The organism is Streptomyces zaehneri (genome assembly GCF_032248645.1).
Lineage (GTDB): Bacteria > Actinomycetota > Actinomycetes > Streptomycetales > Streptomycetaceae > Streptomyces > Streptomyces coriariae.
In genome coordinates, this window is the sequence record NZ_JASTTJ010000003.1 from 21,238 (window position 1) to 45,219 (window position 23,982).

General features: G+C 72.6%; 20 protein-coding genes. 11 read left to right on the plus strand and 9 right to left on the minus strand.

The features are described from left to right. Window positions 1–80: 80 nt before the first annotated feature. The 3 genes from ddaH to QQM72_RS05735 all read right to left on the minus strand — a co-directional run bounded on the left by ddaH (window position 81) and on the right by QQM72_RS05735 (window position 3,301). Window positions 81–857 carry a dimethylargininase gene (gene ddaH, locus QQM72_RS05725; protein WP_142267082.1) on the minus strand — a complete coding sequence of 259 codons (777 nt, stop codon included), beginning with the start codon at window positions 855–857 and terminating at the stop codon, window positions 81–83. A gap of 137 nt (window positions 858–994) precedes the next feature. Then, window positions 995–2,617, minus strand: a complete 1,623-nt coding sequence (locus QQM72_RS05730) for an ABC-F family ATP-binding cassette domain-containing protein (RefSeq protein WP_314219674.1) — start codon at window positions 2,615–2,617, stop codon at window positions 995–997. Between the two features lie 267 nt (window positions 2,618–2,884). After that, on the minus strand, window positions 2,885–3,301 hold the full coding sequence (locus QQM72_RS05735; RefSeq protein ID WP_314219675.1) for a spore wall synthesis regulator SsgD: 417 nt from the start codon (window positions 3,299–3,301) through the stop codon (window positions 2,885–2,887). 223 nt (window positions 3,302–3,524) lie between these two features. On the opposite strand from QQM72_RS05735, the gene QQM72_RS05740 reads away from it, so the two are divergent. From QQM72_RS05740 to QQM72_RS05750, 3 genes are all read left to right on the plus strand, one after another. Then, window positions 3,525–4,634 (plus strand): WD40/YVTN/BNR-like repeat-containing protein, encoded by a 1,110-nt coding sequence (locus QQM72_RS05740; RefSeq protein ID WP_314219676.1) that lies wholly within the window; start codon window positions 3,525–3,527, stop codon window positions 4,632–4,634. A gap of 50 nt (window positions 4,635–4,684) precedes the next feature. Continuing rightward, window positions 4,685–5,014: a plasmid stabilization protein gene (locus tag QQM72_RS05745; protein WP_314219677.1), complete on the plus strand. Its 330-nt coding sequence runs from the start codon at window positions 4,685–4,687 to the stop codon at window positions 5,012–5,014. Window positions 5,015–5,084: 70 nt separating this feature from the next. Next, window positions 5,085–5,780, plus strand: a complete 696-nt coding sequence (locus tag QQM72_RS05750) for an endonuclease V (RefSeq protein WP_314219678.1) — start codon at window positions 5,085–5,087, stop codon at window positions 5,778–5,780. Here the strand turns inward: QQM72_RS05750 and QQM72_RS05755 are convergent. After that, a complete protein-coding gene (locus QQM72_RS05755; protein WP_314219679.1) occupies window positions 5,756–5,944 on the minus strand; it encodes a hypothetical protein in 189 nt (62 codons plus the stop codon). The two genes, QQM72_RS05750 and QQM72_RS05755, sit on opposite strands and share 25 nt — an antisense overlap. A gap of 288 nt (window positions 5,945–6,232) precedes the next feature. On the opposite strand from QQM72_RS05755, the gene mmpA reads away from it, so the two are divergent. After that, window positions 6,233–6,379, plus strand: coding sequence for a morphogenic membrane protein MmpA (gene mmpA / locus QQM72_RS05760; RefSeq protein ID WP_314219680.1), 147 nt, complete (start codon window positions 6,233–6,235; stop codon window positions 6,377–6,379). A 25-nt stretch (window positions 6,380–6,404) separates the two neighbouring features. On the opposite strand, the gene QQM72_RS05765 is transcribed toward mmpA, so the two are convergent. Continuing rightward, window positions 6,405–7,577: a saccharopine dehydrogenase family protein gene (locus QQM72_RS05765; protein ID WP_314219681.1), complete on the minus strand. Its 1,173-nt coding sequence runs from the start codon at window positions 7,575–7,577 to the stop codon at window positions 6,405–6,407. Window positions 7,578–7,763: 186 nt separating this feature from the next. On the opposite strand from QQM72_RS05765, the gene QQM72_RS05770 reads away from it, so the two are divergent. From QQM72_RS05770 to QQM72_RS05780, 3 genes are read left to right on the plus strand one after another with little or no spacing between them, the layout of a single operon-like run. Beyond that, window positions 7,764–9,020: a CaiB/BaiF CoA transferase family protein gene (locus QQM72_RS05770; protein ID WP_314219682.1), complete on the plus strand. Its 1,257-nt coding sequence runs from the start codon at window positions 7,764–7,766 to the stop codon at window positions 9,018–9,020. Window positions 9,021–9,059: 39 nt separating this feature from the next. Next, window positions 9,060–10,274, plus strand: a complete 1,215-nt coding sequence (locus QQM72_RS05775; RefSeq protein ID WP_314219683.1) for an acetyl-CoA C-acetyltransferase — start codon at window positions 9,060–9,062, stop codon at window positions 10,272–10,274. A 41-nt stretch (window positions 10,275–10,315) separates the two neighbouring features. Beyond that, the gene (locus QQM72_RS05780) at window positions 10,316–12,511 is read left to right on the plus strand and encodes a 3-hydroxyacyl-CoA dehydrogenase NAD-binding domain-containing protein (RefSeq protein WP_314219684.1); all 2,196 of its coding nucleotides are present in this window, start codon (window positions 10,316–10,318) and stop codon (window positions 12,509–12,511) included. Window positions 12,512–12,523: 12 nt separating this feature from the next. On the opposite strand, the gene QQM72_RS05785 is transcribed toward QQM72_RS05780, so the two are convergent. Next, the gene (locus QQM72_RS05785; protein WP_314219685.1) at window positions 12,524–13,264 is read right to left on the minus strand and encodes a MerR family transcriptional regulator; all 741 of its coding nucleotides are present in this window, start codon (window positions 13,262–13,264) and stop codon (window positions 12,524–12,526) included. Between the two features lie 253 nt (window positions 13,265–13,517). Here QQM72_RS05785 and QQM72_RS05790 point away from each other — a divergent pair, with 253 nt between their 5' ends. Next, complete coding sequence (locus tag QQM72_RS05790) at window positions 13,518–14,009, plus strand: macro domain-containing protein (protein ID WP_314220129.1); 492 nt, start codon at window positions 13,518–13,520, stop codon at window positions 14,007–14,009. Further along, window positions 14,006–14,995 carry an adenosine kinase gene (locus QQM72_RS05795; protein WP_314219686.1) on the plus strand — a complete coding sequence of 330 codons (990 nt, stop codon included), beginning with the start codon at window positions 14,006–14,008 and terminating at the stop codon, window positions 14,993–14,995. Before QQM72_RS05790 ends, QQM72_RS05795 begins: the two co-directional genes overlap by 4 nt. A gap of 72 nt (window positions 14,996–15,067) precedes the next feature. On the opposite strand, the gene QQM72_RS05800 is transcribed toward QQM72_RS05795, so the two are convergent. Beyond that, a complete protein-coding gene (locus tag QQM72_RS05800; RefSeq protein ID WP_314219687.1) occupies window positions 15,068–16,561 on the minus strand; it encodes a M1 family metallopeptidase in 1,494 nt (497 codons plus the stop codon). A 201-nt stretch (window positions 16,562–16,762) separates the two neighbouring features. Between QQM72_RS05800 and QQM72_RS05805 the strand changes: the two genes are divergently transcribed. Further along, complete coding sequence (locus QQM72_RS05805; RefSeq protein ID WP_314219688.1) at window positions 16,763–18,709, plus strand: Xaa-Pro dipeptidyl-peptidase; 1,947 nt, start codon at window positions 16,763–16,765, stop codon at window positions 18,707–18,709. Window positions 18,710–18,722: 13 nt separating this feature from the next. Here QQM72_RS05805 and QQM72_RS05810 read toward each other — a convergent pair whose 3' ends face one another. After that, on the minus strand, window positions 18,723–19,685 hold the full coding sequence (locus QQM72_RS05810) for an NAD(P)/FAD-dependent oxidoreductase (protein WP_314219689.1): 963 nt from the start codon (window positions 19,683–19,685) through the stop codon (window positions 18,723–18,725). 94 nt (window positions 19,686–19,779) lie between these two features. On the opposite strand from QQM72_RS05810, the gene QQM72_RS05815 reads away from it, so the two are divergent. Next, window positions 19,780–21,420, plus strand: a complete 1,641-nt coding sequence (locus QQM72_RS05815) for an ABC-F family ATP-binding cassette domain-containing protein (protein WP_314219690.1) — start codon at window positions 19,780–19,782, stop codon at window positions 21,418–21,420. Between the two features lie 96 nt (window positions 21,421–21,516). Here the strand turns inward: QQM72_RS05815 and QQM72_RS05820 are convergent, their stop codons facing one another. Next, complete coding sequence (locus tag QQM72_RS05820) at window positions 21,517–23,922, minus strand: Tex family protein (protein WP_314219691.1); 2,406 nt, start codon at window positions 23,920–23,922, stop codon at window positions 21,517–21,519. Between the last annotated feature and the right edge of the window lie 60 nt (window positions 23,923–23,982).

Genomic DNA, 23,982 nt, shown 5'->3' on the forward strand with positions numbered 1-23,982 from the left:
TGCGTCAAGTAAATCGGGGCATGTCAAACAGCCCCGGGAACCGCAGGTCCCAGGGCTGAATGGATGACGGGATCACCCGCTCAGGCGTACAGCTCACGCAGCCGCACCGAGAGGCATGTCACACATCCCTCGAGTTTCTCGAACTCGCCGATGTCGACGACGACGGGCTCGTGACCGAGATCGGCGAGCAGGTCCGCCGTCTTCGGCGCGGCGGCCGAGATGAGCACGTGCGGGCCGCCGAGCAGCACCACGTGCGAGCCGGCCTCCTCGGGCACCGACAGGAAGCGCGGGAACAGCGACGGCCGGTCCACCTTGGGGATGTGGCCGATCACCGTGCCGTCGGGCAGCGCCGTGACCGCCGACTTCAGGTGCAGCACCTTGCTCACCGGTACGGCCACGACCCGCGCGCCCAGCGGCTCGAAGGCGGCGCGCACCTGCTGGACGCCGGCCGCGTTGGTGCGGCCGCCCCGGCCGACGTAGATCGTGTCGCCGACCTTGAGCACGTCACCGCCGTCCAGCGTGCCCGGCTCCCAGATCCAGTTCACCGAGCAGCCCAGGCGGGCCACGGCCTCCTCGACCCCGAGGGTCTCGTCGCGCCGGGACTCGGCGCCGGAGCGCGCGATCAGGGCGACGTTCCGGTACATCACCACCGTGTCCTCGACGAACACGGAGTCCGGGCAGTCGTCGGCCGGGTCGACCTCGACGGTCTCCCAGCCGTGCGCCCGCAGGGCCTCGGCGTACGCCTCCCACTGCTCCAGGGCGAGCTCCACGTCGACCTTCTCCCGCTCGACGTGCGTCACCAGGCCTTCGGCGAGGCGCGGGCTGGGGCGGCGGATGAGGGCCTTCTTGCTGGGCACGTCCAGGTCTCCGAATCGGGTGGCACAGACCGGCGCCTCGGACGCGGCGCCGGTCAGTCATCATGCAGGGCGGGGCCACCAGGACAAAACCCCGCAGTAACAATGTGCCCCTCCTGAGACCATGCGAGGACGTCCGGCTAGGCCGGATCCGCCACCTCCGCCGCCGTCGTCTCCCGCAGCTCCCCGTCCAGCAGCAGCCAGCGGGTGATGCCGACGGACTCCAGGAACGGCAGGTCGTGGCTTGCCACGATCAGCGCTCCCTCGTAGGACTCCAGGGCCGTGGTGAGCTGGCGCACGCTCGCCATGTCCAGGTTGTTGGTCGGCTCGTCCAGCATGAGCAGCTGGGGCGCCGGCTCGGCCAGCATCAGCGCCGCCAGGCTCGCCCTGAAGCGTTCCCCGCCGGACAGCGTGGCCGCCTTCTGATCGGCGCGGGCGCCCCGGAACAGGAAGCGGGCCAGCCGGGCCCGGACCCGGTTGTTGGTGGCGCCCGGCGCGAACCGGGCCACGTTCTCGGCGACCGTGAGCTCGCCGTCGAGGATGTCGAGGCGCTGGGGCAGGAAACGCAGCGGCACGTGCGCGTGCGCCTCGCCCGACTGCGGCGCCAGCTCCCCGGCGATGGTGCGCAGCAGCGTCGTCTTGCCCGCGCCGTTGCGCCCGACCAGTGCGACCCGCTCCGGACCGCGCAGGTCGAGACCGCCGTCCACGCGCGCGCCGTACGCGAGCCGTAGGTCCTGGAGCAGCAGGACCTCGCGCCCCGGCGGCACGGCCGTGTACGGCAGTTCGACGCGGATCTCGTCGTCGTCGCGTACGGCCTCCACCGCGTCGTCGAGCCGCTCCCTGGCCTTGGCGAGCTTCTCCTCGTGCATGATCCGGTACTTGCCCGCCGACTCCTGCGCCGCGCGCTTGCGCGCCCCCATCACGATCTTCGGTTCGCGCTTCTGGTCGGACATCCTCTGCCCGTACCGCTTGCGGCGGGCCAGCGTGACCTGGGCGTCGACCAGTTCGCGCTTCTGCTTCTTCAGGTCGGCCTCCGCGACGCGCACCATGCGCTCGGCGGCCTCCTGCTCGGTGGCCAGGGCCTCCTCGTAGGCGGAGAAGTTGCCGCCGTACCAGGTGACCCCGCCGGCGCGCAGGTCGGCGATCTGGTCGACGAGGTCGAGCAGCTCGCGGTCGTGGCTGACCACGACCAGTACGCCCGGCCAGGAGGCGACCGCCGCGTACAGCCGCCGCCGGGCGTACAGGTCGAGGTTGTTGGTCGGCTCGTCCAGCAGCAGGACGTCCGGCCGGCGCAGCAGCAGCGCGGCCAGCCGCAGCAGGACCGACTCGCCGCCCGACACCTCGCCGATGGTGCGGTCGAGGTCGATGTGGCCGAGCCCGAGTTCGCCGAGGGTGGCCAGCGCGCGCTCCTCGACGTCCCAGTCGTCGCCGAGGGTCTCGAAGTGCCGCTCGGAGGCGTCACCGGCCTCGATGGCGTGCAGCGCGGCCCGCTGCTGGGCGATGCCGAGCGCCGCGTCGACCTTGAGCGTGGTGTCCAGGGTGACGTTCTGCGGAAGGTGTCCGACCTCGCCGGCGCGGCGCACCGTGCCGTCGGAGGGGGAGAGCTCCCCGGCGATCAGCTTCAGCAGGGTCGACTTGCCGGAGCCGTTGACGCCGACGAGTCCGGTCCGGCCGGGGCCGAAGGCGATGTCGAGCGTGTCGAAGACGGGGGTGCCGTCCGGCCAGGAGAAGGCGAGGGAGGTACAGGTGACGGAGTGAGTCAAAGCGGGCCTCGTGGGTGCGTGTGCGGTCAGGGCGACACGTGTCGAGACACCGGAAAGCGGCGACCACCCGCGGCAGCGGGGGAACGCGGAGACATGCAGAAGGTCCTGCTCCGCAGGGACGGCTCGAAGGCCGAGGTCGCACGCGGCGCACACACTCCTCAGGTGTGGCGCGGTGTCTCATGACCTCAGACGAGCAACGTCCTTCTCCTGTCGACGGCAACAGAACCGTTCTCAACGGTAGGAGGGCCCGGAAGGGCTGTCAACGCATTAACAGGCGTCGCGCATCAGCTCCGCCAGGTCGTGGTCGAGGTCGAGCTGCCGGTACTCCGTGCCGGCGGGCACCAGCTCGCTGGTGGCCTGCAGGAAGTCACGGATCTCCGACGTGTGGACGTGCACGACGGCGGTGCCCTCGGGCGCGTGGAACTCCAGCACGGTGCGGCCGTACCCGTAGGGCCGCACCCGGACGTCGCCGTGGCCCTCGGCGTCGTGCATCCCCGCGGAGAGCAGGTCACGGGCGAAGGTCCAGCAGACCTCGACGCCCTCCAGGGTGGCCGGAGCCGGGAAGGTCATGCGGACGGCGAAGGGGTCCTGCCGGTCGTAGGACAGGGTGGCGGGGATGGTCTGCATCCGGGGCGCGGCGGCGACCAGACGTGCCTCTACGGACTGCTCTATGACGGTGGACAACGCCTTGCTCCCTCGTGACGGCGGGACGATCTTCCGGGCGGTGCGTCCGGACACTGGAAGAGACGCCGGAACCGGCCGATCCGTGCACACCCTTTCCGAGTGACCTCGGTCACCGTCTTTCATGCACACGAGTGACTCACCTCTCCTCCCGTGTCCCGTGCGGCGGTTGAGGCGATCGAGGGCATCTGGACGCCCCGAAAGCCGTGGGCTAGCTTCGCCCGCCATGAGGCGCTTGGGGAAGACGCGACGCACGGTTCGTACGGCACGGGGGAGCGGCCGGGTGGTGGCGGCGGCCTGCGGGGCGGCACTGGCCCTCCTGACCGCCCTGCCCGCCCAGGCGCACACACCGGGGCCCGCGGCGCCGCACTGGGACCTCAAGGACACCGGCACGGCCTCCGTACGGCTGCGGGGCCTCGCGGCGGTCGACCGGCACACCGCCTGGGTGTCCGGCACCGAGGGCACCGTCCTGCGCACCACCGACGGCGGCGAGAGCTGGCGAAACGTCTCGCCGCCCGGTGCCGCCGACCTCCAGTTCCGGGACGTCGAGGCGTTCGACGCGCGCCGCGCGGTGGTGCTCGCCATCGGCGAGGGCGAGGCGTCGCGGGTGTACCGCACCGAGGACGGCGGGACCACCTGGACGGAGTCCTTCCGCAACACCGACGCCCGCGCCTTCTACGACTGCCTGACCTTCTTCGACCGCCGCCACGGCCTCGCCATGAGCGACCCGGTGGACGGAAAGTTCCGCATCCTGTCGACCGGCGACGGCGGCCGCTCCTGGAAGGTGCTGCCCAACGACGGCATGCCGGCCGCCCTGGACGGCGAGGCGGGCTTCGCGGCCAGTGGCCAGTGCCTGGTCGCCTCCGGGACGAAGGACGTCTGGCTGGCCACCGGCGGGGCCGCACGCGCGCGCGTGCTGCACTCCGCCGACCGCGGACTGACGTGGACGGCCGCCGACACCCCGATCCCCGCGGGGGACCCCGCGCGCGGGGTCTTCGCCGTCGCCTTCCGCGACCGCACCCACGGCCTCGCCGTCGGCGGCGACTACCGCGCCGACCAGCCCTCCCCGAGGGCGGCCGCCACGACCGGCGACGCGGGCCGTACCTGGCGGCCGGCCGTCACACCGCCGCCCGCCTACCGCTCCGGTGTCGCCTGGCTTCCGCACAGCCGCTCCGCCGCCCTGGCCGTAGGACCCACCGGCACCGACCTGACCACCGACGCCGGGCGGACCTGGCGCACCCTCGACACGGGCTCGTACGACACCGTGGACTGCACGCCCGACCTCGGCTGCTGGGCCGCCGGCGAGAAGGGGCGCGTGGCACGCCTGGAGAACTGAGCCGCTTCCGGGGTACGCGGTGGGTGCGAACGCGAAAGGAGTGAGCGCCCATGCCACGCGGTTCCAGCCCCAAGCGGGAGCGCCAGTACGAGCACATCAAGGAGAGTGCGCGGGAACGGGGCGAGAGCGCCGGACGCGCGAAGGAGATCGCCGCCCGGACGGTCAACAAGGAACGCGCCCGGTCCGGAGAGTCCGAGACCGCCAGCCGCACCTCCACCCGGGACATGTCGTCCGGCAAGCGGGGCGGTCGACGCTCCGGCAAGGGCTCCCAGGGGCCCACGTACGACCAGCTCTACGAGGAGGCCAGGCGACGGGGCGTCAAGGGGCGTTCGGACATGAACAAGAGCGAGCTGCAACGCGCGCTCGGCGACAAGAGCTGACGCGTGTGACGCGTTTGCGGCGGAACACGATCGCGGGCCCGCCCCCGGGAGCCGTACGCTCGTCCGCACGATGACGACCGTAGACATTCCGGCGGGCTGGCCCGCGACCGAGGAAGCGGCCCGCGCCGTCCAGGACGAGCTGCGGGCCCGGGTGGTGCTCGACGAACCGGGGCCGGCGCCGGGCACGGGGTACGTGACGGGCGTCGACGTCGCCTACGACGACGAGCGGGACGTCGTCGCGGCGGCGGCCGTGGTGCTGGACGCGGCGAGCCTGGACGTCGTCGCCGAGGCCACCGCCGTCGGACGGATCTCCTTCCCGTACGTGCCCGGGCTGCTCGCCTTCCGCGAGATCCCCACCGTGCTCGCCGCACTGGACGCGCTGTCCCGGCCGCCCGGCCTGGTCGTCTGCGACGGCTACGGACTGGCCCATCCGCGCCGCTTCGGTCTCGCCAGCCACTTGGGCGTCCTCACCGGCCTGCCCACCGTCGGCGTCGCCAAGAACCCCTTCACCTTCACGTACGACGATCCCGACGCCCCGCGCGGATCGGCGTCCCCGCTGCTGGCGGGCGACGACGAGGTGGGGCGGGCGCTGCGTACCCGGGCGGGCGTGAAGCCGGTCTTCGTGTCCGTCGGCCACCGCGTCACCCTGGACGACGCCTGCGCCCACACCCTCGCCCTCACCCCTCGCTTCCGCCTCCCGGAAACGACCCGGAGGGCCGACGCACTGTGCCGGCGGGCCCTTCAGGAGGCGACCACCCGCCACTGACCGACCTCCTGGTGGGCGGAGTCGTAGACCGCCGACCCGTCCCCGGCCTCCAGGGCGCAGTGCTTCAGGTTGCCGCCCCAGTAGCGCAGGATGCGGCCCAGCTCACCCGCCGGGTCCTGGGCCGGCGCGCCCTCGTCCAGGGTGACTTCGAGAACGAACTTCATGCTGCTCCCCTTCCGTGCCGATCAGGCGCTTCCATCGTTTCATTGAAGTGCTTGTTGGCACTTTCCGGCCGGTGCGGCCGTGCGGCACCGGGGGAGAGGCGCGCAAAGTCCCCAATCGGGGTACGGGCGAAGGGCGCGCGGCCGAGAACCCACGCACGTCCGGGCAGGTCGCCCGGGTGCGCAGGCCGGGCACATCGTCCGCGTACGGGTCTGAGCACGACGCCTGAGTACGTCCTCTGAGTACCCGTACGGATGTGCGGCCCGCGCTCCGCTCGGCAGGCTGGGCGCATGACCACGCACCGTGCCCCGAAGCCCCTTGCCGACCCGGACCGGCCCGTCGAGCGTGCCGTGAACGCCGCGCTGATCCTCGCCGTCCTGGCGGGTGTCGGCTGGATCGCGGGCATGATCTACACGCTCGTGCGGTGGCCGGTCTGAGGCCGGGTACACGGCACGGGGACGGTCAGCGGCGGGCCGCGACGCGGAAGCGGACACCCGCCCGGGTCAACCGCCCGGTCAGCGCGTCGCCCATCGCGACAGCCGTCGTCACCTGCCCCGCGGTCGGCGGGAGGTCGTCGCAGGCCAGGGCCAGCGCCGCCTCGGCGAACATCTTCGCCGTCTCGTCGTAGCCTGGATCGCCGCCCGCCACCTCGGTGTACACCCGCCGCCCGCCCCCCTCACCGACGAACCGCACCGAGAACCAACTCCGCGCCCGCTTCCGCGCGCTGGGCCCCTCGCCGGGCTTGAGCCGGTCCGACAACCAGCGCCGGGCGGGCGGCAGCTGGGCCGCCGCGGCGAGCGTGCCGACCGCCGCGACCCCGCCCACGGCGACGGGCAGCCGCCGTACGGCCGCGTAGTGCCGGTAGCGGAAGTCGGGCCCGTAGCGCGGCAGCGCCCTCGCCGACCGCAGCACGATCTGCGGGTCGATGGTCGGCAGCGGCAGTGCCCAGGCGCCGACCTCCGGGGCGAACCGGGGCGGGCCCACCGGCGCGGCGGCCCGACGGCCCATCAGCCGCGGTTCGTGCCGGCCGCGCTCCCGCGCGGCGGCCAGCATCTGCCGGCCGCGCGCGAACTGGCCCAGCGCGGAGGCGAAGGTGCCGCCCGAGAAGGCGGCGTCGACGGTCACGAAGCCGTCCACGGTCAGGGGCACACCCTCGGGGAGCTGCCGGACGGTGAAGTACACGCCCAGGTCGTGCGGGACGGAGTCGAAGCCGCACGCGTGGAGCAGCCGCGCACCCGTCTCCCGCGCGCGGGCGTCGTGCCGGACGTACATCAGGTCCACGAACTCCGGCTCGCCGGTGAGGTCGAGGTAGTCGGCGCCGGTGTCCGCGCAGGCCGCCACGAGTTCCTCGCCGTACGACACGTACGGACCCACGGTCGTGGCCACCACGCGCGCCCGCTCGGCGAGCGCGCGCAGGGACGCCGGGTCCGAGACGTCGGCCCGCAGCACCCCGACGTCCCCGCCGAGCCGCTCGCGCAGCCGCTCCAGCTTCTCCTCGCCCCGGCCGGCGATCGCCCAGCGCAGACCGTCGGGCGCGTGGGCGGCGAGGTACTCCGCGGTGAGCGTCCCCACGAAGCCGGTGGCCCCGAAGAGCACGATGTCGTACGGACGGTCCGACCTCTTCAGCCTGCTCATGACACCCCTTCGTCGTCGCGCAGCCCGCGCCGCTGTCGGTGGCTGAGGCTAGCGTGAGCGGTGCGGAGGCCGACGGCAGGTGCCCCTAAAGTGTCTAAGCGCTTGCTCGCTCACCTCTTGTGCCCACTGGAACACGTTCTTAACATCACTGGTGTTACATCGGTTGTGTCACAGCAAGGGGGCTGGATGACGACGGGACGGACGGCCGGCCACGGCCCGCTGGCGGGCGTGCGCGTGGTGGAGCTCGCCGGGATCGGCCCCGGCCCCTTCGCGGGCATGCTGCTGGCCGACCTCGGCGCCGACGTCGTCCGCGTGGACCGCCCCGGCGGTTCCGCTCTGGCCATCGATCCCGCCCACGACATCACCAACCGCAACAAGCGCTCGGTGATCGTCGACCTCAAGGCACCGGACGGCCCCGCGCGCGTGCTCGACCTCGCCGCCCGCGCCGACGTGCTCATCGAGGGCAACCGGCCGGGTGTCGCCGAGCGCCTCGGCGTCGGCCCCGGGGACTGCCACGCCCGCAACCCCCGTCTGGTCTACGGCCGGATGACCGGCTGGGGCCAGGACGGCCCGCTCGCCGACCGCGCCGGTCACGACGTCTCCTACATCGCCGTCACCGGCGCTCTCGGCCTGATCGGCACCCCGGACCGGCCGCCGCCCGTCCCCGCCAACCTGCTGGGGGACTACGCGGGAGGCTCCCTCTACCTCGTCGTCGGTGTCCTCGCCGCCCTGCACCACGCGCGCGTGAGCGGCACCGGCCAGGTCGTCGACGCGGCCATCGTCGACGGCACCGCGCACCTCTCCACGATGATCCACGGCATGCTCTCGGCCGGCGGCTGGCAGGACCGGCGCGCCGCCAACCTGCTCGACGGCGGCTGTCCGTACTACGGCACCTACGAGACCGCCGACGGCGGGTACATGGCCGTCGGCGCCCTGGAGCCGCAGTTCTACGACGCGTTCGTGGACCTTCTCGGCCTCGAGGACCTCCGCGAGGCACGTACGGACTGGACGCGCTGGGGCGAACTGCGCGAGGCCGTCGCCGCCCGCTTCCGGTCCCGCACCCGGGACGAGTGGACGACCCGTTTCGAGGGCTCCGACGCGTGTGTGGCGCCCGTGCTGTCACTGCGCGAGGCCCCGCGCCACCCGCATCTCGCGGCCCGCGGCACCTTCACCGACCACGGCGGCATCACCCAGCCGGCCCCCGCGCCCCGGTTCTCCGCGACTCCCACGGCCGTGCGCACCGGGCCCGCGCGGCCGGGCGCCGACACGCGCGAGGTGGCCCGTGACTGGGACATACCGGAGCTCGTGACGGACCTGGTGAAGACGCCCGCCGAGACCGCGCCGGGGAGCCTCGCGCAGGCGCACGCGACGACCACCGCGACCACCACCGAGACGACGCCTGTGACGACCCCTGCGAAGGACTTCCCGCACCAGGGCGACTGACCCCGCCCCTTACGGCCCACCCTCCCGAAAGGCTTACCAGTGAGCACCGAAGCGTACGTGTACGACGCGATCCGCACCCCGCGCGGGCGCGGCAAGGCGAACGGCGCCCTGCACGGCACGAAGCCCATCGATCTCGTCGTCGGCCTCATCCACGAGCTCCGAAGCCGCTTCCCCGGCCTCGACCCGGCCGCCATCGACGACATCGTGCTGGGCGTCGTCGGCCCCGTGGGCGACCAGGGCTCGGACATCGCGCGCATCGCCGCGATCGCGGCAGGCCTTCCGGACACCGTGGCGGGCGTGCAGGAGAACCGCTTCTGCGCCTCGGGCCTGGAGGCCGTCAACCTGGCCGCCATGAAGGTCCGTTCGGGCTGGGAGGACCTCGTTCTGGCCGGCGGGGTGGAGTCGATGTCCCGGGTGCCGATGGCCTCGGACGGCGGCGCCTGGTTCAACGACCCGATGACCAACCTGGCCGTCAACTTCGTTCCGCAGGGCATCGGCGCCGACCTCATCGCCACGATCGAGGGCTTCACCCGCCGCGATGTCGACGAGTACGCGGCCCTCTCGCAGGAGCGGGCGGCGACGGCCTGGAAGGAGGGCCGCTTCGACCGCTCCGTCGTGCCGGTGAAGGACCGCAGCGGCCTGGTCGTCCTCGACCACGACGAACACCCGCGCCCCGGCACCACCGCCGACTCGCTCGGCAAGCTGAAGCCGTCCTTCGCCGACATCGGCGAGCTGGGCGGCTTCGACGCGGTGGCGCTCCAGAAGTACCACTGGGTGGAGAAGATCGATCACGTCCACCACGCGGGCAACTCCTCCGGCATCGTCGACGGCGCCTCGCTGGTCGCGATCGGCTCCAAGGAGGTCGGCGAGCGCCACGGGCTCACCCCCCGCGCGCGGATCGTCTCCGCGGCGGTCTCCGGCTCCGAGCCGACGATCATGCTCACCGGCCCCGCGCCCGCCACCCGCAAGGCCCTCGCCAAGGCCGGCCTGACCATCGACGACATCGACCTCGTCGAGATCAACGAAGCGTTCGCGGCGGTCGTCCTGCGCTTCGTCAAGGACATGGGCCTGTCCCTGGACAAGGTCAACGTCAACGGCGGCGCCATCGCCCTCGGTCACCCGCTCGGCGCCACCGGCGCGATGATCCTCGGCTCGCTCGTCGACGAACTGGAGCGCCAGGACAAGCGCTACGGCCTCGCCACCCTCTGCGTCGGCGGCGGCATGGGCATCGCCACCATCGTCGAGCGCGTCTGACCACCCCGGCGGAACTCAGAGACTTCTACGGAGACCCTGTCATGACACAGAGCACCACCATCCGCTGGGAACAGGACCGCACCGGCCTCGTCACCCTCGTCCTCGACGACCCCGACCAGTCCGCGAACACCATGAACGCGGCCTTCCGCGCCTCCCTCGCCGCGGTCACCGACCGTCTTGAGGCCGAGAAGGACTCCATCCGGGGCATCATCCTCACCTCCGCGAAGAAGACCTTCTTCGCCGGCGGCGACCTGCGCGACCTCATCCGCGTCACCCCCGGGACGGCCCAGGAGCTGCTGGACGGCGGACTGGAGATCAAGCGCAACCTCCGCCGCATCGAGACCCTCGGGAAGCCGGTCGTCGCCGCCCTGAACGGCGCGGCGCTCGGCGGCGGATACGAGCTGGCCCTCGCCTGCCACCACCGCGTCGCGCTGGACGCGCCCGGCTCGAAGATCGGCTGCCCAGAGGTCACGCTCGGCCTGCTGCCCGGCGGCGGCGGTGTCGTGCGCACGGTCCGGCTGCTGGGCATCACCGACGCCCTCCTCAAGGTCCTCCTCAAGGGCACCCAGTACAGCCCGCGGCGGGCCCTGGAGAACGGCCTGGTCGACGAGGTCGCCGACTCGCCCGACGACCTGCTCGCCAAGGCCCGCGCCTTCATCGACGCGAACCCCGAGTCGCAGCAGCCCTGGGACAGGCCGGGCTACCGCATCCCGGGCGGCACCCCGTCGAACCCCCGGTTCGCCGCCAACCTGCCCGCGTTCCCGGCCAGCCTGCGCAAGGAGACGGCCGGCGCCCCCTACCCTGCTCCGCGCAACATCCTCGCCGCGGCCGTCGAGGGCGCCCAGGTCGACTTCGAGACCGCGCAGGTCATCGAGGCCCGCTACTTCGTCGAACTGGCCGCCGGGCAGACGTCGAAGAACATGATCCAGGCGTTCTTCTTCGACCTCCAGGCGGTCAACTCCGGCGTCAGCCGGCCTCAGGGCGTCGCTCCCCGCCAGGTCCGCAAGGTGGCCGTCCTGGGCGCCGGGATGATGGGCGCCGGCATCGCCTACTCGTGCGCCCGCGCAGGCATGGACGTCGTCCTCAAGGACGTCTCCCTGGAGGCCGCCCTCAAGGGCAGGGCCTACTCCGAGAAGCTGTGCGCCAAGGCCGTCTCCCGGGGGCGTACGACCCAGGAGAAGGCGGACGCGCTGCTCGCCCGCATCACGCCCACCGCCGACCCCCAGGCCCTCGCCGGCTGCGACGCGGTGATCGAGGCCGTCTTCGAGGACACCTCCCTCAAGCACAAGGTGTTCCAGGAGATCGAGCAGGTCGTCGCCCCCGACGCCCTGCTGTGCTCCAACACCTCCACCCTGCCGATCACCGCCCTCGCCGAAGGCGTCGAGCGTCAGGACGACTTCATCGGGCTGCACTTCTTCTCGCCCGTGGACAAGATGCCGCTCGTCGAGATCATCAAGGGCGAGCGCACCGGCGACGAAGCGCTCGCGCGCGCCTTCGACCTGGTCCGGCAGATCAAGAAGACGCCGATCGTCGTCAACGACTCGCGCGGCTTCTTCACCTCACGGGTGATCGGCCACTTCATCAACGAGGGCGTCGCCATGGTCGGCGAGGGCATCGAACCCGCGTCCGTGGAGCAGGCGGCGGCCCAGGCGGGCTACCCGGCCAAGGTCCTGTCCCTGATGGACGAGCTCACGCTCACCCTGCCGCGCAAGATCCGCAACGAGTCCCGCAGGGCCGTGGAGGAAGCGGGCGGTGTCTGGCCCGGCCACCCCGCCGAGGCCGTCATCGACCGCATGGTCGACGAGTTCGGCCGCACCGGCCGCAGTGGCGGAGCAGGCTTCTACGACTACGGCGAGGACGGCAGGCGGGCCGGGCTGTGGCCGGGCCTGCGCGAGCAGTTCACGCGCGCGGACGCCGAGATCCCCTTCCGGGACATGCAGGAACGCATGCTCTTCGCCGAGGCCCTCGACACCGTCAAGCTCCTCGAAGAGGGAGTCCTGACATCCGTCGCGGACGCCAACATCGGCTCCCTCCTCGGCATCGGCTTCCCCGGCTGGACCGGCGGGGTGCTGCAGTACATCAACGGCTACGAGGGCGAAGACGAGGTGGGCACCGGGCTCCCCGGATTCGTGGCCCGCGCGCGTCAGCTCGCCGAGCGCTACGGCGACCGCTTCACCCCGCCCGCGCTGCTGGTGGAGAAGGCGGAGCGGGGGGAGACCTTCACGGACGGGCGCTGAGCCACCGGGCCCTCATGGGGAGCCGTCCGCCGACGGCTCCCCGAGCCACTCCCGCAGCTCCTCCGTCAGCGACCGCTGGAAGGCCGTCAGCAGTGCCTGGACGACCAGGGGCTGCATGTGCGCCGACAGCGACCGCACCGCCCGCGCGTCGCGTTCCGGCACCTCCTCGCGCAGCAGCCGCGACAGCTCGTGGGCCGCGGCGCGCGCGTGGTCGAGCAGGACGGTCCGGGCCGCGAGGATCGCCTCCGGCGACAGCGGCATGTCGAGGAGCCGCACGCCGAGCCTCAGCAGCCCCGCGTCGACGCGGTACGCGTCCTCGCCGTGCCGTTCACCGGCGTCGGCGTCCAGCACGCCCAGCACGCCCATCGCGGCGAGCCGGTCCACGTCCTCCTCGCTGAGCGCCCGCCCGGCGCGTCGCTGCAGTTCCGCGCGCGGCACCGTCTCCACCGCGTCCGGCGCCCACGAGGCCACCACGGCCCGGTGCACGGCGAGGTCGTGGGCGTCGAGACCGGGCGGCAGCCGGTCCAGATAGCGTTCGATCGCCGCCAGTGTCAGGCCCTGCCGGCGCAGCTCCTCGATCAGCGCCAGGCGCGCGAGATGCCCGGCACCGTAGTGCCCCACCCGGCGCGGACCGATGACCGGCGGAGGCAGCAGCCCCTTGGTGCCGTAGAACCGCACCGTCCGTACCGTGACCCCCGCCCGCGCGGCCAGCTCGTCGACCGTGAGGGCCGGATCCTCGGTCTCGATCGTCATGTGCAGCAGTATCGCTGTCACACCGGTGCTGTGAAACCGGCGGACCCTGGTGGACACCGTGTGCGAAGCGGCGCGCTGTGACGTGGACCATCGCATGACCGCCGCTGCCCCCGGGGGGCTGCCGCGCGGCCCGAGCGTGATCACGGACCACGGCGGACTCCTCCCGCACGGCACGATGCCCGTCGTCCTCGTCGGGCGGCGGGCGAAGCAGCAGGCCGGAGCCACTGTCGGTGGCATCGCCTACGGTGGCGTCATGTCGGAGATCACTTACGTCCGGGGCGACGCCACCGTTCCCTCGGTGAAGGGCGTCAAGGTGATCGCCCATGTCTGCAACGACCTCGGGGGATGGGGGAAGGGCTTCGTCCTGGCGCTGTCCCGCCGCTGGCCGGAGCCGGAGGCCGCCTACCGTGCCTGGCACCGCGAGCGCGCCTCGAACGACTTCGGCCTGGGCGCGCTTCAGCTCGTCCGGGTGCAGCCCGACGTGTGGGTCGCCAACATGATCGGTCAGCGCGGCACCCGGACGGGCAGCAAGGGTGTCCCCGTGCGCTACCCGGCCATCGACACCGCCCTGGCCCGCCTCGCCGACCACGCGATCGAACTCGGCGCGTCGGTGCACATGCCCCGGATAGGCTGCGGTCTGGCCGGCGGCAAGTGGTCCCGCGTCGAACCGCTCGTCACCGGGCGGCTGGTCGAGCGGGGCGTCGCGGTGACGGTGTACGACCACGGGGAGGGGCAGCGCCCATGAGCGCCGACGAAGCGACCACCGGGAGCGCGAGCACCGAGAGCACGGATACCGAGAGCACGGATACCGGGAACATCGAGCACGCCGAGGACATCGACGTCCTGGTCCTGGGCGGGGCGGGCGTCGACACGATCGTGTACGTACCGGAGCTGCCGCTCCCGTACGCCGACAGCTACATGATCGACGGCGGTATCCGCGCCCGCGCCGGACAGACCGGCGACTTCGTCGCCCTGGGCCTCGCCGCCCTCGGTCTGCGCACCCACCACCTCGACTTCCTGGGCGACGACCCCGAGGGAGACCTGGTGCGCGGCCTGCACCGGGACAAGGGCATCGCCCTCACCGCCGTCCCGCAGCCCGCCGGGACCAAGCGGGCGGTCAACCTGGTCGGCCCGGACGGGCGGCGGCTGTCGCTGTACGACAACAGCCGCGGGCGCCCGGACGACCGCTTCCCCGAGGACACCCTGCGGCGCCTCGCCGCCGCGAGCCGCCACGCGCACGTGTCCATCACCCATCCCTGCGCCGAGGCCCTGCCCGTACTGCGCGAGGCGGGCGTCGGCATCTCCACGGACCTGCACAACTGGGACGGGGAGAACCCCTACCACGAGGCCTTCGCCTACGAGGCGGACGTCGTCTTCGTCTCCGTGACCGCCCTGACCGACCCGGAGACGGCCATGCGCCGTATCGCGGAGCGGGGCCGCGCCGAGGTGGTCGTCGCGACGGCCGGCGCCAAGGGCGCCCATCTGCTCACCGACGGCGAGCTGACCCACGTCCCGGCCGCCGTCCCGCCCGGCCCGGTGGTCGACTCCAACGGAGCGGGGGACGCCTTCGCGTCCGCCTTCCTCTTCGGCAGGCTGGGCGGCGAGCCGCCGCACCGGTGCGCCGAGTACGGCGCGCTGGCCGGCGCGTACGCCTGCACGGTGCCGGCCACGGAGAGCGCCGCCCTGTCGCGCCACGCACTTCTGGCCCGGGCGGCGGCCACCGGGAGGTAGCGCCGGCCCGGGCCAGGTGCCCCCGCGTCAGGCGGGAGTGCGGAGTCCGGCGGCAGCGGGCGGCGACCAGGCTCAGTGCTCGTGCACGTCGTTCGTCGCCGCGATCCTCTTCCAGGACTTCGGCTGCGCGGGAGCGGCCGACGCCTTCGCGATCGACGCCGTCCGTGCCGCGGGCGCGGCCGGCTTCGCCGGCCGGAACAGCCAGGTGTCGAACAGGGAGCCCAGTTCCTTCCCGGAGATCTGCTCGGCGTACTTCTGGAGGTCGGCGACGCTCGCGTTGCCGTACGCGTGCTGCTTCGGCCAGCCCTTCAGGACGGCGAAGAAGGCGTCGTCGCCGATCTCGCCTCGCAGCGCCTGGACCGCCAGCGCGCCCCGGTCGTAGACGGCGATGTCGAACTGGTTCGCCGCGCCCGGGTCGCCGGGCTTCACCGTCCAGAACGCGTCGTCGGCCGGGTGCGAGGCGTACACGTAGTCCGCGAGTTCCCGCGCCGTGCCCTCGCCCTCGTGCTCGGACCACAGCCACTGCGCGTACCGGGCGAAGCCCTCGTTCAGCCAGATGTCCTTCCACCCCGCCACGGACACGTAGTCGCCGTACCACTGGTGCGCCAACTCGTGCACGACCACGGAGACGTTGGAGCCGTTCGCGAACTGCCGGGGGCTGTAGAAGGGCCGGGTCTGCGTCTCCAGCGCGTATCCGGTGTTCGTGTTCGGCACGTACCCGCCGAGCGCGTCGAAGGGATACGGCCCGAAGTACCCGCTGAGCCAGTCGGCGATCTCGCCGGTCCGCTCGATGCTCGCCCGCGCCGCGCCGGCGTTGTCGCCCAGGTCCTTGCTGTAGGCGTTCACGACCGGGATCCCGCTCTCGGTCGTCCCGGTCGAGAGGTCGAACCTCCCGACGGCGAGGGTGGCCAGATAGGTGGCCTGCGGCTTGTTGGAGCGCCAGTTGTAGCGGGTCCAGCCCAGTCGTGAACTCGTCGACTGGAGCGTTCCGTTGGAGATGGCCTGCGAGCCGTCGGGCACCAGCACCGACACGTCGTAGGTGGCCTTGTCGAGCGGGTGGTCGTTGCTGGGGAACCACCACCAGGCCGCTTCGGGCTCGTTGGCGCCGACCCCGCCGTCCGCGGTGCGGTGCCAACTGGTGAAGCCGTACGCCTGCTTCGACGACGGGATTCCGCTGTACCGCACCACGACCGTGACCGTCGCGCCCTTCGCCAGCGGCGTCTTCGGCGTGATCTCCAGCTCGTGCTCGCCCGAGGCCGTGAACGCCGCCAGGGCGCCGTTGACCCGTACCTCGCTCACGTCGAGCAGGAAGTCCAGATCGAACCGGGACAGGTCCTGGGTGGTCTTCGCCAGGATCGTCGCCGTCCCCTCCAACTCGTCCGTGGCCGGCTGGTACTTCAGCCGCAGGTCGTAGTGGGAGACGTCGTATCCGCCGTTGCCGTACGCCGGGTAGTAGGGGTCGCCGATGCCCGGGGCGCCGGGGGAGGCGCTCGCGGCCGATGCCGGGATCGCCAGCAACACGGACGCGGCAGCGAGTGCGCCCGGCGCGATGATTCTGCGGTGCACGAAAGCTCCAAGTCGTATAGTCACGCGGTCTGTTCGGAGCCTATTGACTCCCTGTGTCCCAGGGCCTGCCCACCGCCACCGCTGTCACACGATCGCCATTCGGCCGTCATCGGCAGCCCCTGGGCAGGGGCGCCTTCCGGCCACAGCGGACCCACAGCTGCCCTCTTCTGCACGGGAGTTGACCCGGGTACCGTCCCGCGCATGTCGACACGCATGCGCTTCACGACCTGGAGACCGCTCGCGACCGCCGCCATCACCCTCCTGGTGGCCGCCTTCCTCACCCCGGCCGCGGCCCACAGCGCCCCGCGCGAGAGCCGGCCCGTGTATTCGTACGAGAACGCCGTCCGTGAGGCCGTCTGGGTCGACACCGGACTCGACGGCGACCGCGACGGGAGGACGGACCGCGTCGCCGTCGACATCGTCCGCCCCCGCGAACCCGCCGCACAGGGCCGCAAGGTGCCCGTCATCATGGACGCCAGCCCCTACTACTCCTGCTGCGGACGCGGCAACGACAGCCAGCGCAAGACGTACGACGCCGCCGGAAACGTCGTGCAGATGCCGCTTTTCTACGACAACTACTTCGTGCCGCGCGGCTACGCCTTCGTCGGCGTGGACCTGGCCGGCACCAACCGCTCCGACGGCTGTGCCGACGTCGGGGGACGCTCCGACATCCGGTCCGCCAAGGCCGTCGTCGACTGGCTGAACGGCCGGGCCAGGGCGTACACCACCCGCACCGGCACGACGACCGCCAAGGCGGGCTGGACCAACGGCAGAACCGGCATGATCGGCAAGAGCTGGGACGGCACCATAGCCAACGGCGTGGCCGCCACCGGCGTGAAGGGCCTGAAGACCATCGTCCCGATCGCCGCCATCTCCTCCTGGTACGACTACTACTTCGCCCAGGGCGCCCCCCTCTACGGCTCCGGGCCCGACTGGCTCTCCGACTACGTCGACAGCCCCGAAGCCCGCGCCAAGTGCGCCGCCGTCCAGCAAAGACTCGTCGACGAGGCCCCGCGCACCGGCGACCTGACGTCGCTGTGGACCGAGCGCGACTACGTCCAGGACGCGCGCAAGGTGAAGGCGAGCGTGTTCCTCATCCACGGCCTGCAGGACCTCAACGTCCGCACCAAGCACCTCGGCCAGTGGTGGGACGCCCTGGCGAAGAACGGGGTCGAGCGCAAGATCTGGCTCTCCCGAACCGGCCACGTCGACCCCTTCGACTTCCGCCGCGCCGCCTGGGTGGACACCCTGCACCGCTGGTTCGACCACGAACTCCTCGGCTACGACAACGGCATCGACCGCGAACCCATGGCCGACATCGAACGCCACCCCGACCAGTGGGTCACCTCCACCGTCTGGCCGCCGCACGGCACCCGGACCGCGACCCTGCGCCCCTCCACCGGCGACCGGCCCGGCGTCGGCACCCTCGGCCTGCGCAAGGGCAGGGGCACCGCGGTCTTCACCGACGACCCGCGGCTGAGCGAGACCGAGTGGGCCGCGCGGATCGACACCCCGACCCCCGACAAGGCCGGATTCGCCACCGGGCCCCTCACCCGTGACCTGCGCCTTTCCGGCTCCTCCCAGGTCACCGTCACCGCCACGCCCACCACCGCGACGGCCCACCTGAGCGCCGTCCTCGTCGACCTCGGCCCCGACACCATCCGCGACTACGCGGCGAGCGGCGAGGGCATCAGCACGCTCACCGACCGCACCTGCTGGGGCGCGAGCACCACGGGCGACAGCGCCTGCTTCCGGGAGACCGCCGCCCGTACCGCCGACGTCGGTCAGACGGTCGTCAGCCGCGGCTGGGCCGACCTCGGCACCTACGCCGACCCCGGCAAGGGCGTTGCGCTCACCCCGGGCAGGGCGTACACCCTCACCCTCGACCTCGCGGCCACCGACCATGTCGTCCCGGCCGGTCACCGGCTCGCACTGATCGTCGCGGGCACCGACAAGGACCTCATCGACCCGCCCGCCGACACCCCCACCCTCACCCTGGACCTGTCCCGCACCTCGGCCCGGGTCCCGTTCGTCGGAGGCGCCGACGCCTTCGCCCGCGCCACGTCCGGATCGGCGGCGGCCGCCACCACCGACGCCCGGTCCCTGGACGGCGTACGGACACCGCACCACCCGTACCGGATCCCGTAACACCGCCCGCGGGTCAGGAGGCGGCCGTGAGCACCAGCCCGGCCGCCTCCTCCGCGCAGCCCCACGCCACCGTGACGCCCGCCCCGCCGTGCCCGTAGTGGTGCACCAGCGTGCGCCCGTCCGGCAGCTCCGCCCGCTCCAGCCGAACCGTGCCCCGGACCGGCCGCAGCCCGACCCGGTGCGCCAGGATCCGCGCTCCGGCGACCTCCGGCCGCAGGGCCGCGCAGCGCCGCACGATCGCCTCGGCCACCTTCGGATCCGGCTCCAGCGACCACACGTCGTCCTGTGCGGTACCGCCCAGCAGCAGCTGCCCGGCGTGCGGGAACAGGTAGGCGATCTCGCCGTCCCGACCGGTGGAGACGAGCCAGGTGTCGAGGCCGGGGTTCTCCACGACGACGAGCTGCCCCCGTACGGGCCGCACCGACGGGTCCGCCGCCAGCCGCCCGGCGTCCAGCCCCGTGCAGTTCACCACCACCGGCGCCTCGGCCTGAGCCAGGTCGGTCACCGTGCGCTCCTCGACCGTGCCGCCCGCCCGCAGCAGCCGCTGCCGGAGCCAGGGCAGATGGACCGACATGTCGATCAGCGGCAGCCGGGCCCGGACGCCGGGCCCGGCGCCGTACTCACGCGCCGTCGTCCGGCGCAGCCCGGCCAGCCGCCCCGCCGCCCAGCCCTCGACCTCGTCCAGGTCCGTCTCGCCCAGGATCCCGTCGACCAGGCGCACCCCGGTCTCCCCGGGCCGCTCGGCGAGCTCCTCGTAGATCTCCAGCGAGCGCAGCGCCCACGCGCGCGCCCGCGCCATCGGCTCGATGTGGTACGGCCACCACAGCGCGCCGGCCACCGCCGAGGTCGTCCGCTCGACCGGGTCGCGCGTCCAGACCCGGACCCGCGGGCCACGCTCGGCGAGCACGACGGCCGTCGCCAGCCCGATGACCCCGCCGCCGACCACGATCACATCGCCGCTCAACCGAGTGTCCACGTCCGGACGTTAACCGACCGCACCGCCGGACAGCGAGATCGCGGGGAATCCGGCGCGACCGCACCCCCGGACGGCCACTAGGATCTACGACCTGATGACTGCCACTCTCGTCGCCAAGAACCTCGCCGCCGGCCACGGCGACCGCTCCCTCTTCTCCGGGCTCGACCTCGTCGTCGCCCCCGGGGACGTGATCGGGCTGGTCGGTGCCAACGGCGCGGGCAAGTCCACCCTGCTGAAGCTGCTCGCCGGGCTCACCACCCCCGAGCAGGGCGAGCTCAGGCTCTCCCCGCCGACCGCGAGCGTCGGCCATCTGCCCCAGGAACCGGAGCGCCGCCCCGGTGAGAGCGTGCGGGACTTCCTCGCCCGCCGCACCGGCGTCGCCGAGGCCCAGCGCACCATGGACGAGGCCACCCAGGCCCTGGTCGACGGAGCGCCCGGCGCCGACGACGCCTACGCGACCAGCCTCGAGCGCTGGCTCGACCTCGGCGGCGCCGACCTCGACGAGCGCGCCGAGGAGGTCACCGACTCGCTCGGCCTCGGAGTCGGCCTCGACCAGCCGATGACCTCCCTGTCCGGCGGTCAGGCCGCCCGCGCGGGCCTCGCCTCCCTCCTCCTCTCGCGCTACGACGTCTTCCTCCTCGACGAGCCGACCAACGACCTCGACCTCGACGGTCTGGAGCGCCTGGAACGCTTCGTGAAGGGGCTGCGCGCCGGCACCGTCGTCGTCAGCCACGACCGCGAGTTCCTCACCCGCACGGTCACCAAGGTCCTCGAACTCGACCTCGCCCAGCAGCAGATCAACCTCTACGGGGGCGGCTACGACGCCTACCTGGAGGAGCGGGACGTGGCCCGCCGGCACGCCCGCGAGGACTTCGAGGAGTACGCCGACAAGAAGGCGGCCCTCCAGGACCGCGCCCAGACCCAGCGCTCCTGGATGGACAAGGGCGTGAAGAACGCGCGCCGCAAGGCGGCCAACGACAACGACAAGATCGGCCGCAAGTTCCGCAGCGAGGCCAGCGAGAAGCAGGCCGCGAAGGCCCGCCAGACCCAGCGCATGATCGAACGCCTGGAGACCGTCGAGGAGCCGCGCAAGGAGTGGGAACTGCGCATGGAGATCGCGTCCGCGCCCCGCTCCGGCGCGGTGGTCGCCACCCTGCGCGAGGCCGAGGTGCGACGCGGCGACTTCACCTTCGGGCCGGTGTCCCTCCAGATCGACTGGGCGGACCGCGTCGCGGTCACCGGCGCGAACGGCGCGGGCAAGTCGACCCTCCTCGGCGCGCTCCTCGGCCGCCTCCCGCTGGACGCCGGACAGGCCACCCTGGGCTCGGGCGTCCTGGTGGGCGAGGTCGACCAGGCGCGGCAGCTGTTCCACGGCCCCGAGTCCCTGCTGGACGCGTTCCGCGCGGCCGTACCCGACACCGAACCGGCCGAGGTGCGCACCCTGCTGGCCAAGTTCGGCCTGAAGTCGGACCACGTCACGCGTGCGGCGGCCACCCTGTCACCCGGCGAGCGCACCCGCGCGGCCCTCGCGCTGCTCCAGGGCCGGGGCGTCAACCTCCTCGTCCTCGACGAGCCGACGAACCACCTGGATCTCCCTGCCATCGAGCAGCTGGAGTCGGCCCTCGACGCCTACGAGGGCACGCTGCTCCTGGTCACCCACGACCGGCGCATGCTGGACGCGGTCCATGTCACGCGTCGCCTGGAGGTCGCGGACGGCAAGGTGACCGAGCGCTAGGCACCCCGAGGCGGGTCCCCGTTCCACGGGGACAGCCGAGGAGTGCCGAGGACTGCCGGGGCCCGGCGGGCCGGGCCCCGGTGTCGTGCGGCGCTGTCAGCGCCTGCCCTTCTTGGGGTCGACGAGGCCCGCTCGGCGCAGTGCGTCGGCCATCGCGCTGTTGCCCGGAGGGGGAGCCTGGCGCGAACCTCCGCCGCCGGCACCTCCGCCGCGCTGGCCGCCCTGCTGCCGCTGCTGCGGCGGCCGCCCGCCGCTCCGCTGCGGCCGGCCCCCGCCGGAGGACTGGCCCTGACCGCCCTGCGGGGCCGCCTCGTCGTCCAGCCGCAGCGTCAGCGAGATCCGCTTGCGCGGGATGTCGACGTCGAGGACCTTCACCTTGACGATGTCGCCGGGCTTGACGACGTCCCTGGGGTCCTTGACGAACGTCTTCGACAGCGCGGACACGTGCGCCAGGCCGTCCTGGTGGACACCGACGTCGATGAACGCCCCGAAGGCCGCCACGTTCGTCACGACCCCCTCCAGGACCATCCCCGAGGACAGGTCGGAGATCTTCTCCACGCCCTCCTTGAAGGTGGCCGTCTTGAAGGCGGGCCGCGGGTCGCGCCCGGGCTTCTCCAGCTCCTTGAGGATGTCCGTGACGGTCGGCAGACCGAACGTCTCGTCCACGAAGTCCGTCGGCCGCAGCGAGCGCAGCACACCCGTGTTGCCGATGAGGGACGCCACCTCCTGGCCGGAGGTCTTCACCATGCGCCGCACCACCGGGTACGCCTCCGGGTGCACGCTGGAGGAGTCCAGCGGGTCGCTGCCGCCGCGGATGCGCAGGAAGCCCGCGCACTGCTCGTACGCCTTCGGGCCGAGCCGGGCCACCTTCTTCAGCTCGGAACGGGAGGTGAACGGCCCGTTGGCGTCCCGGTGCGCCACGATGTTCTCGGCGAGTCCGGAGGAGATGCCGGACACCCGTGACAGGAGCCGCGCCGAGGCCGTGTTGACGTCCACGCCCACGCCGTTCACACAGTCCTCCACCACCGCGTCCAGCGAACGCGACAGCTTCACCTCGGACAGGTCGTGCTGGTACTGGCCGACACCGATCGACTTGGGGTCGATCTTCACCAGCTCGGCGAGCGGGTCCTGGAGCCGGCGCGCGATCGACACGGCGCCGCGCAGCGACACGTCCATGTCCGGCAGCTCCTGGGAGGCGAAGGCGGAGGCCGAGTACACCGAGGCCCCCGCCTCCGACACCATCACCTTGGTGAGATTCAGCTCCGGGTGCCGGGTGATGAGTTCACCGGCGAGCTTGTCGGTCTCGCGGGACGCCGTGCCGTTGCCGATGGCGACCAGGTCGACCGTGTGCTCCTTCGCCAGCCGCGCGAGCTTGGCGATCGCCTCGTCCCACTTGTTCGCCGGGACGTGCGGGTAGATCACGTCGGTGGCGACGACCTTGCCGGTCGCGTCCACGACGGCGACCTTCACGCCCGTACGGAAGCCGGGGTCCAGGCCCAGCGTCGCGCGCGTGCCGGCCGGGGCGGCGAGCAGCAGGTCGCGGAGGTTGGCGGCGAAGACGTTCACGGCCTCGTCCTCGGCGGCCGTCCGCAGCCGCAGCCGCAGGTCGATGCCGAGATGGACGAGGATGCGGGTGCGCCAGGCCCAGCGGACGGTGTCCGTGAGCCACTTGTCGCCCGGCCGGCCGCGGTCGGAGATGTCGAACCGGCGCGCCACGATCCCCTCGTACGACGAGGGACCGGGCTGCTCGGAGGGCTCCTCCGGCTCCAGGACGAGGTCGAGGACCTCCTCCTTCTCGCCGCGCAGCATCGCCAGGACGCGGTGCGAGGGCAGCGCGGTGAACGGCTCGGCGAAGTCGAAGTAGTCGGCGAACTTCGCGCCCGCCTCCTCCTTGCCGTCGCGCACCTTGGCGGCGAGCCGCCCGCGCCCCCACATGCGCTCGCGCAGCTCGCCGATCAGGTCGGCGTCCTCCGAGAACCGCTCGGTGAGGATCGCCCGCGCGCCGTCCAGAGCGGCCTGCGGATCGGCGACGCCCTTGTCGGCGTCGACGAACGCGGCGGCCGCCGCGAGCGGATCGACCGACGGGTCGCCGAGCAGCCCCTCCGCGAGCGGTTCGAGGCCCGCCTCCCGCGCGATCTGCGCCTTGGTGCGCCGCTTGGGCTTGTACGGCAGGTAGATGTCCTCCAGCCGCGCCTTGGTCTCGGCGCCGAGGATCTGCGCCCGGAGCGCGTCGGTGAGCTTGCCCTGCTCGCCCACCGACTCCAGGATCGCCGTCCGCCGCTCCTCCAGCTCCCGCAGGTAGCGCAGCCGCTCCTCGATCGTGCGCAGCTGCGCGTCGTCGAGCATCTCGGTCGCTTCCTTGCGGTAGCGGGCGATGAAGGGCACCGTCGAGCCGCCGTCGAGCAGCTCCACGGCGGCCTTCACCTGCCGCTGCCGTACGCCGAGTTCCTCGGCGATCCTGCCTTCGATGGACCCTACTTCGATGGACCCGGGTGTCGTCACGATCCCGTACCGCCTTCTCCACTGAGGTTGCGCGGCAATTGTGGCAGGTGACACCGACAC

What these genes read in the sequence shown, in the direction of transcription:
- QQM72_RS05790 (WP_314220129.1), top strand. Translation starts at nt 13,518, where the DNA reads ATGTCGGAGATCACTTACGTCCGGGGCGACGCCACCGTTCCCTCGGTG.
- QQM72_RS05785 (WP_314219685.1), bottom strand. Translation starts at nt 13,264, where the DNA reads ATGACGATCGAGACCGAGGATCCGGCCCTCACGGTCGACGAGCTGGCC.
- QQM72_RS05805 (WP_314219688.1), top strand. Translation starts at nt 16,763, where the DNA reads ATGTCGACACGCATGCGCTTCACGACCTGGAGACCGCTCGCGACCGCC.
- mmpA (WP_314219680.1), top strand. Translation starts at nt 6,233, where the DNA reads ATGACCACGCACCGTGCCCCGAAGCCCCTTGCCGACCCGGACCGGCCC.
- QQM72_RS05770 (WP_314219682.1), top strand. Translation starts at nt 7,764, where the DNA reads ATGACGACGGGACGGACGGCCGGCCACGGCCCGCTGGCGGGCGTGCGC.
- QQM72_RS05750 (WP_314219678.1), top strand. Translation starts at nt 5,085, where the DNA reads ATGACGACCGTAGACATTCCGGCGGGCTGGCCCGCGACCGAGGAAGCG.
- QQM72_RS05765 (WP_314219681.1), bottom strand. Translation starts at nt 7,577, where the DNA reads ATGAGCAGGCTGAAGAGGTCGGACCGTCCGTACGACATCGTGCTCTTC.
- QQM72_RS05780 (WP_314219684.1), top strand. Translation starts at nt 10,316, where the DNA reads ATGACACAGAGCACCACCATCCGCTGGGAACAGGACCGCACCGGCCTC.
- QQM72_RS05740 (WP_314219676.1), top strand. Translation starts at nt 3,525, where the DNA reads ATGAGGCGCTTGGGGAAGACGCGACGCACGGTTCGTACGGCACGGGGG.
- QQM72_RS05755 (WP_314219679.1), bottom strand. Translation starts at nt 5,944, where the DNA reads ATGAAGTTCGTTCTCGAAGTCACCCTGGACGAGGGCGCGCCGGCCCAG.
- QQM72_RS05795 (WP_314219686.1), top strand. Translation starts at nt 14,006, where the DNA reads ATGAGCGCCGACGAAGCGACCACCGGGAGCGCGAGCACCGAGAGCACG.
- QQM72_RS05815 (WP_314219690.1), top strand. Translation starts at nt 19,780, where the DNA reads ATGACTGCCACTCTCGTCGCCAAGAACCTCGCCGCCGGCCACGGCGAC.
- QQM72_RS05745 (WP_314219677.1), top strand. Translation starts at nt 4,685, where the DNA reads ATGCCACGCGGTTCCAGCCCCAAGCGGGAGCGCCAGTACGAGCACATC.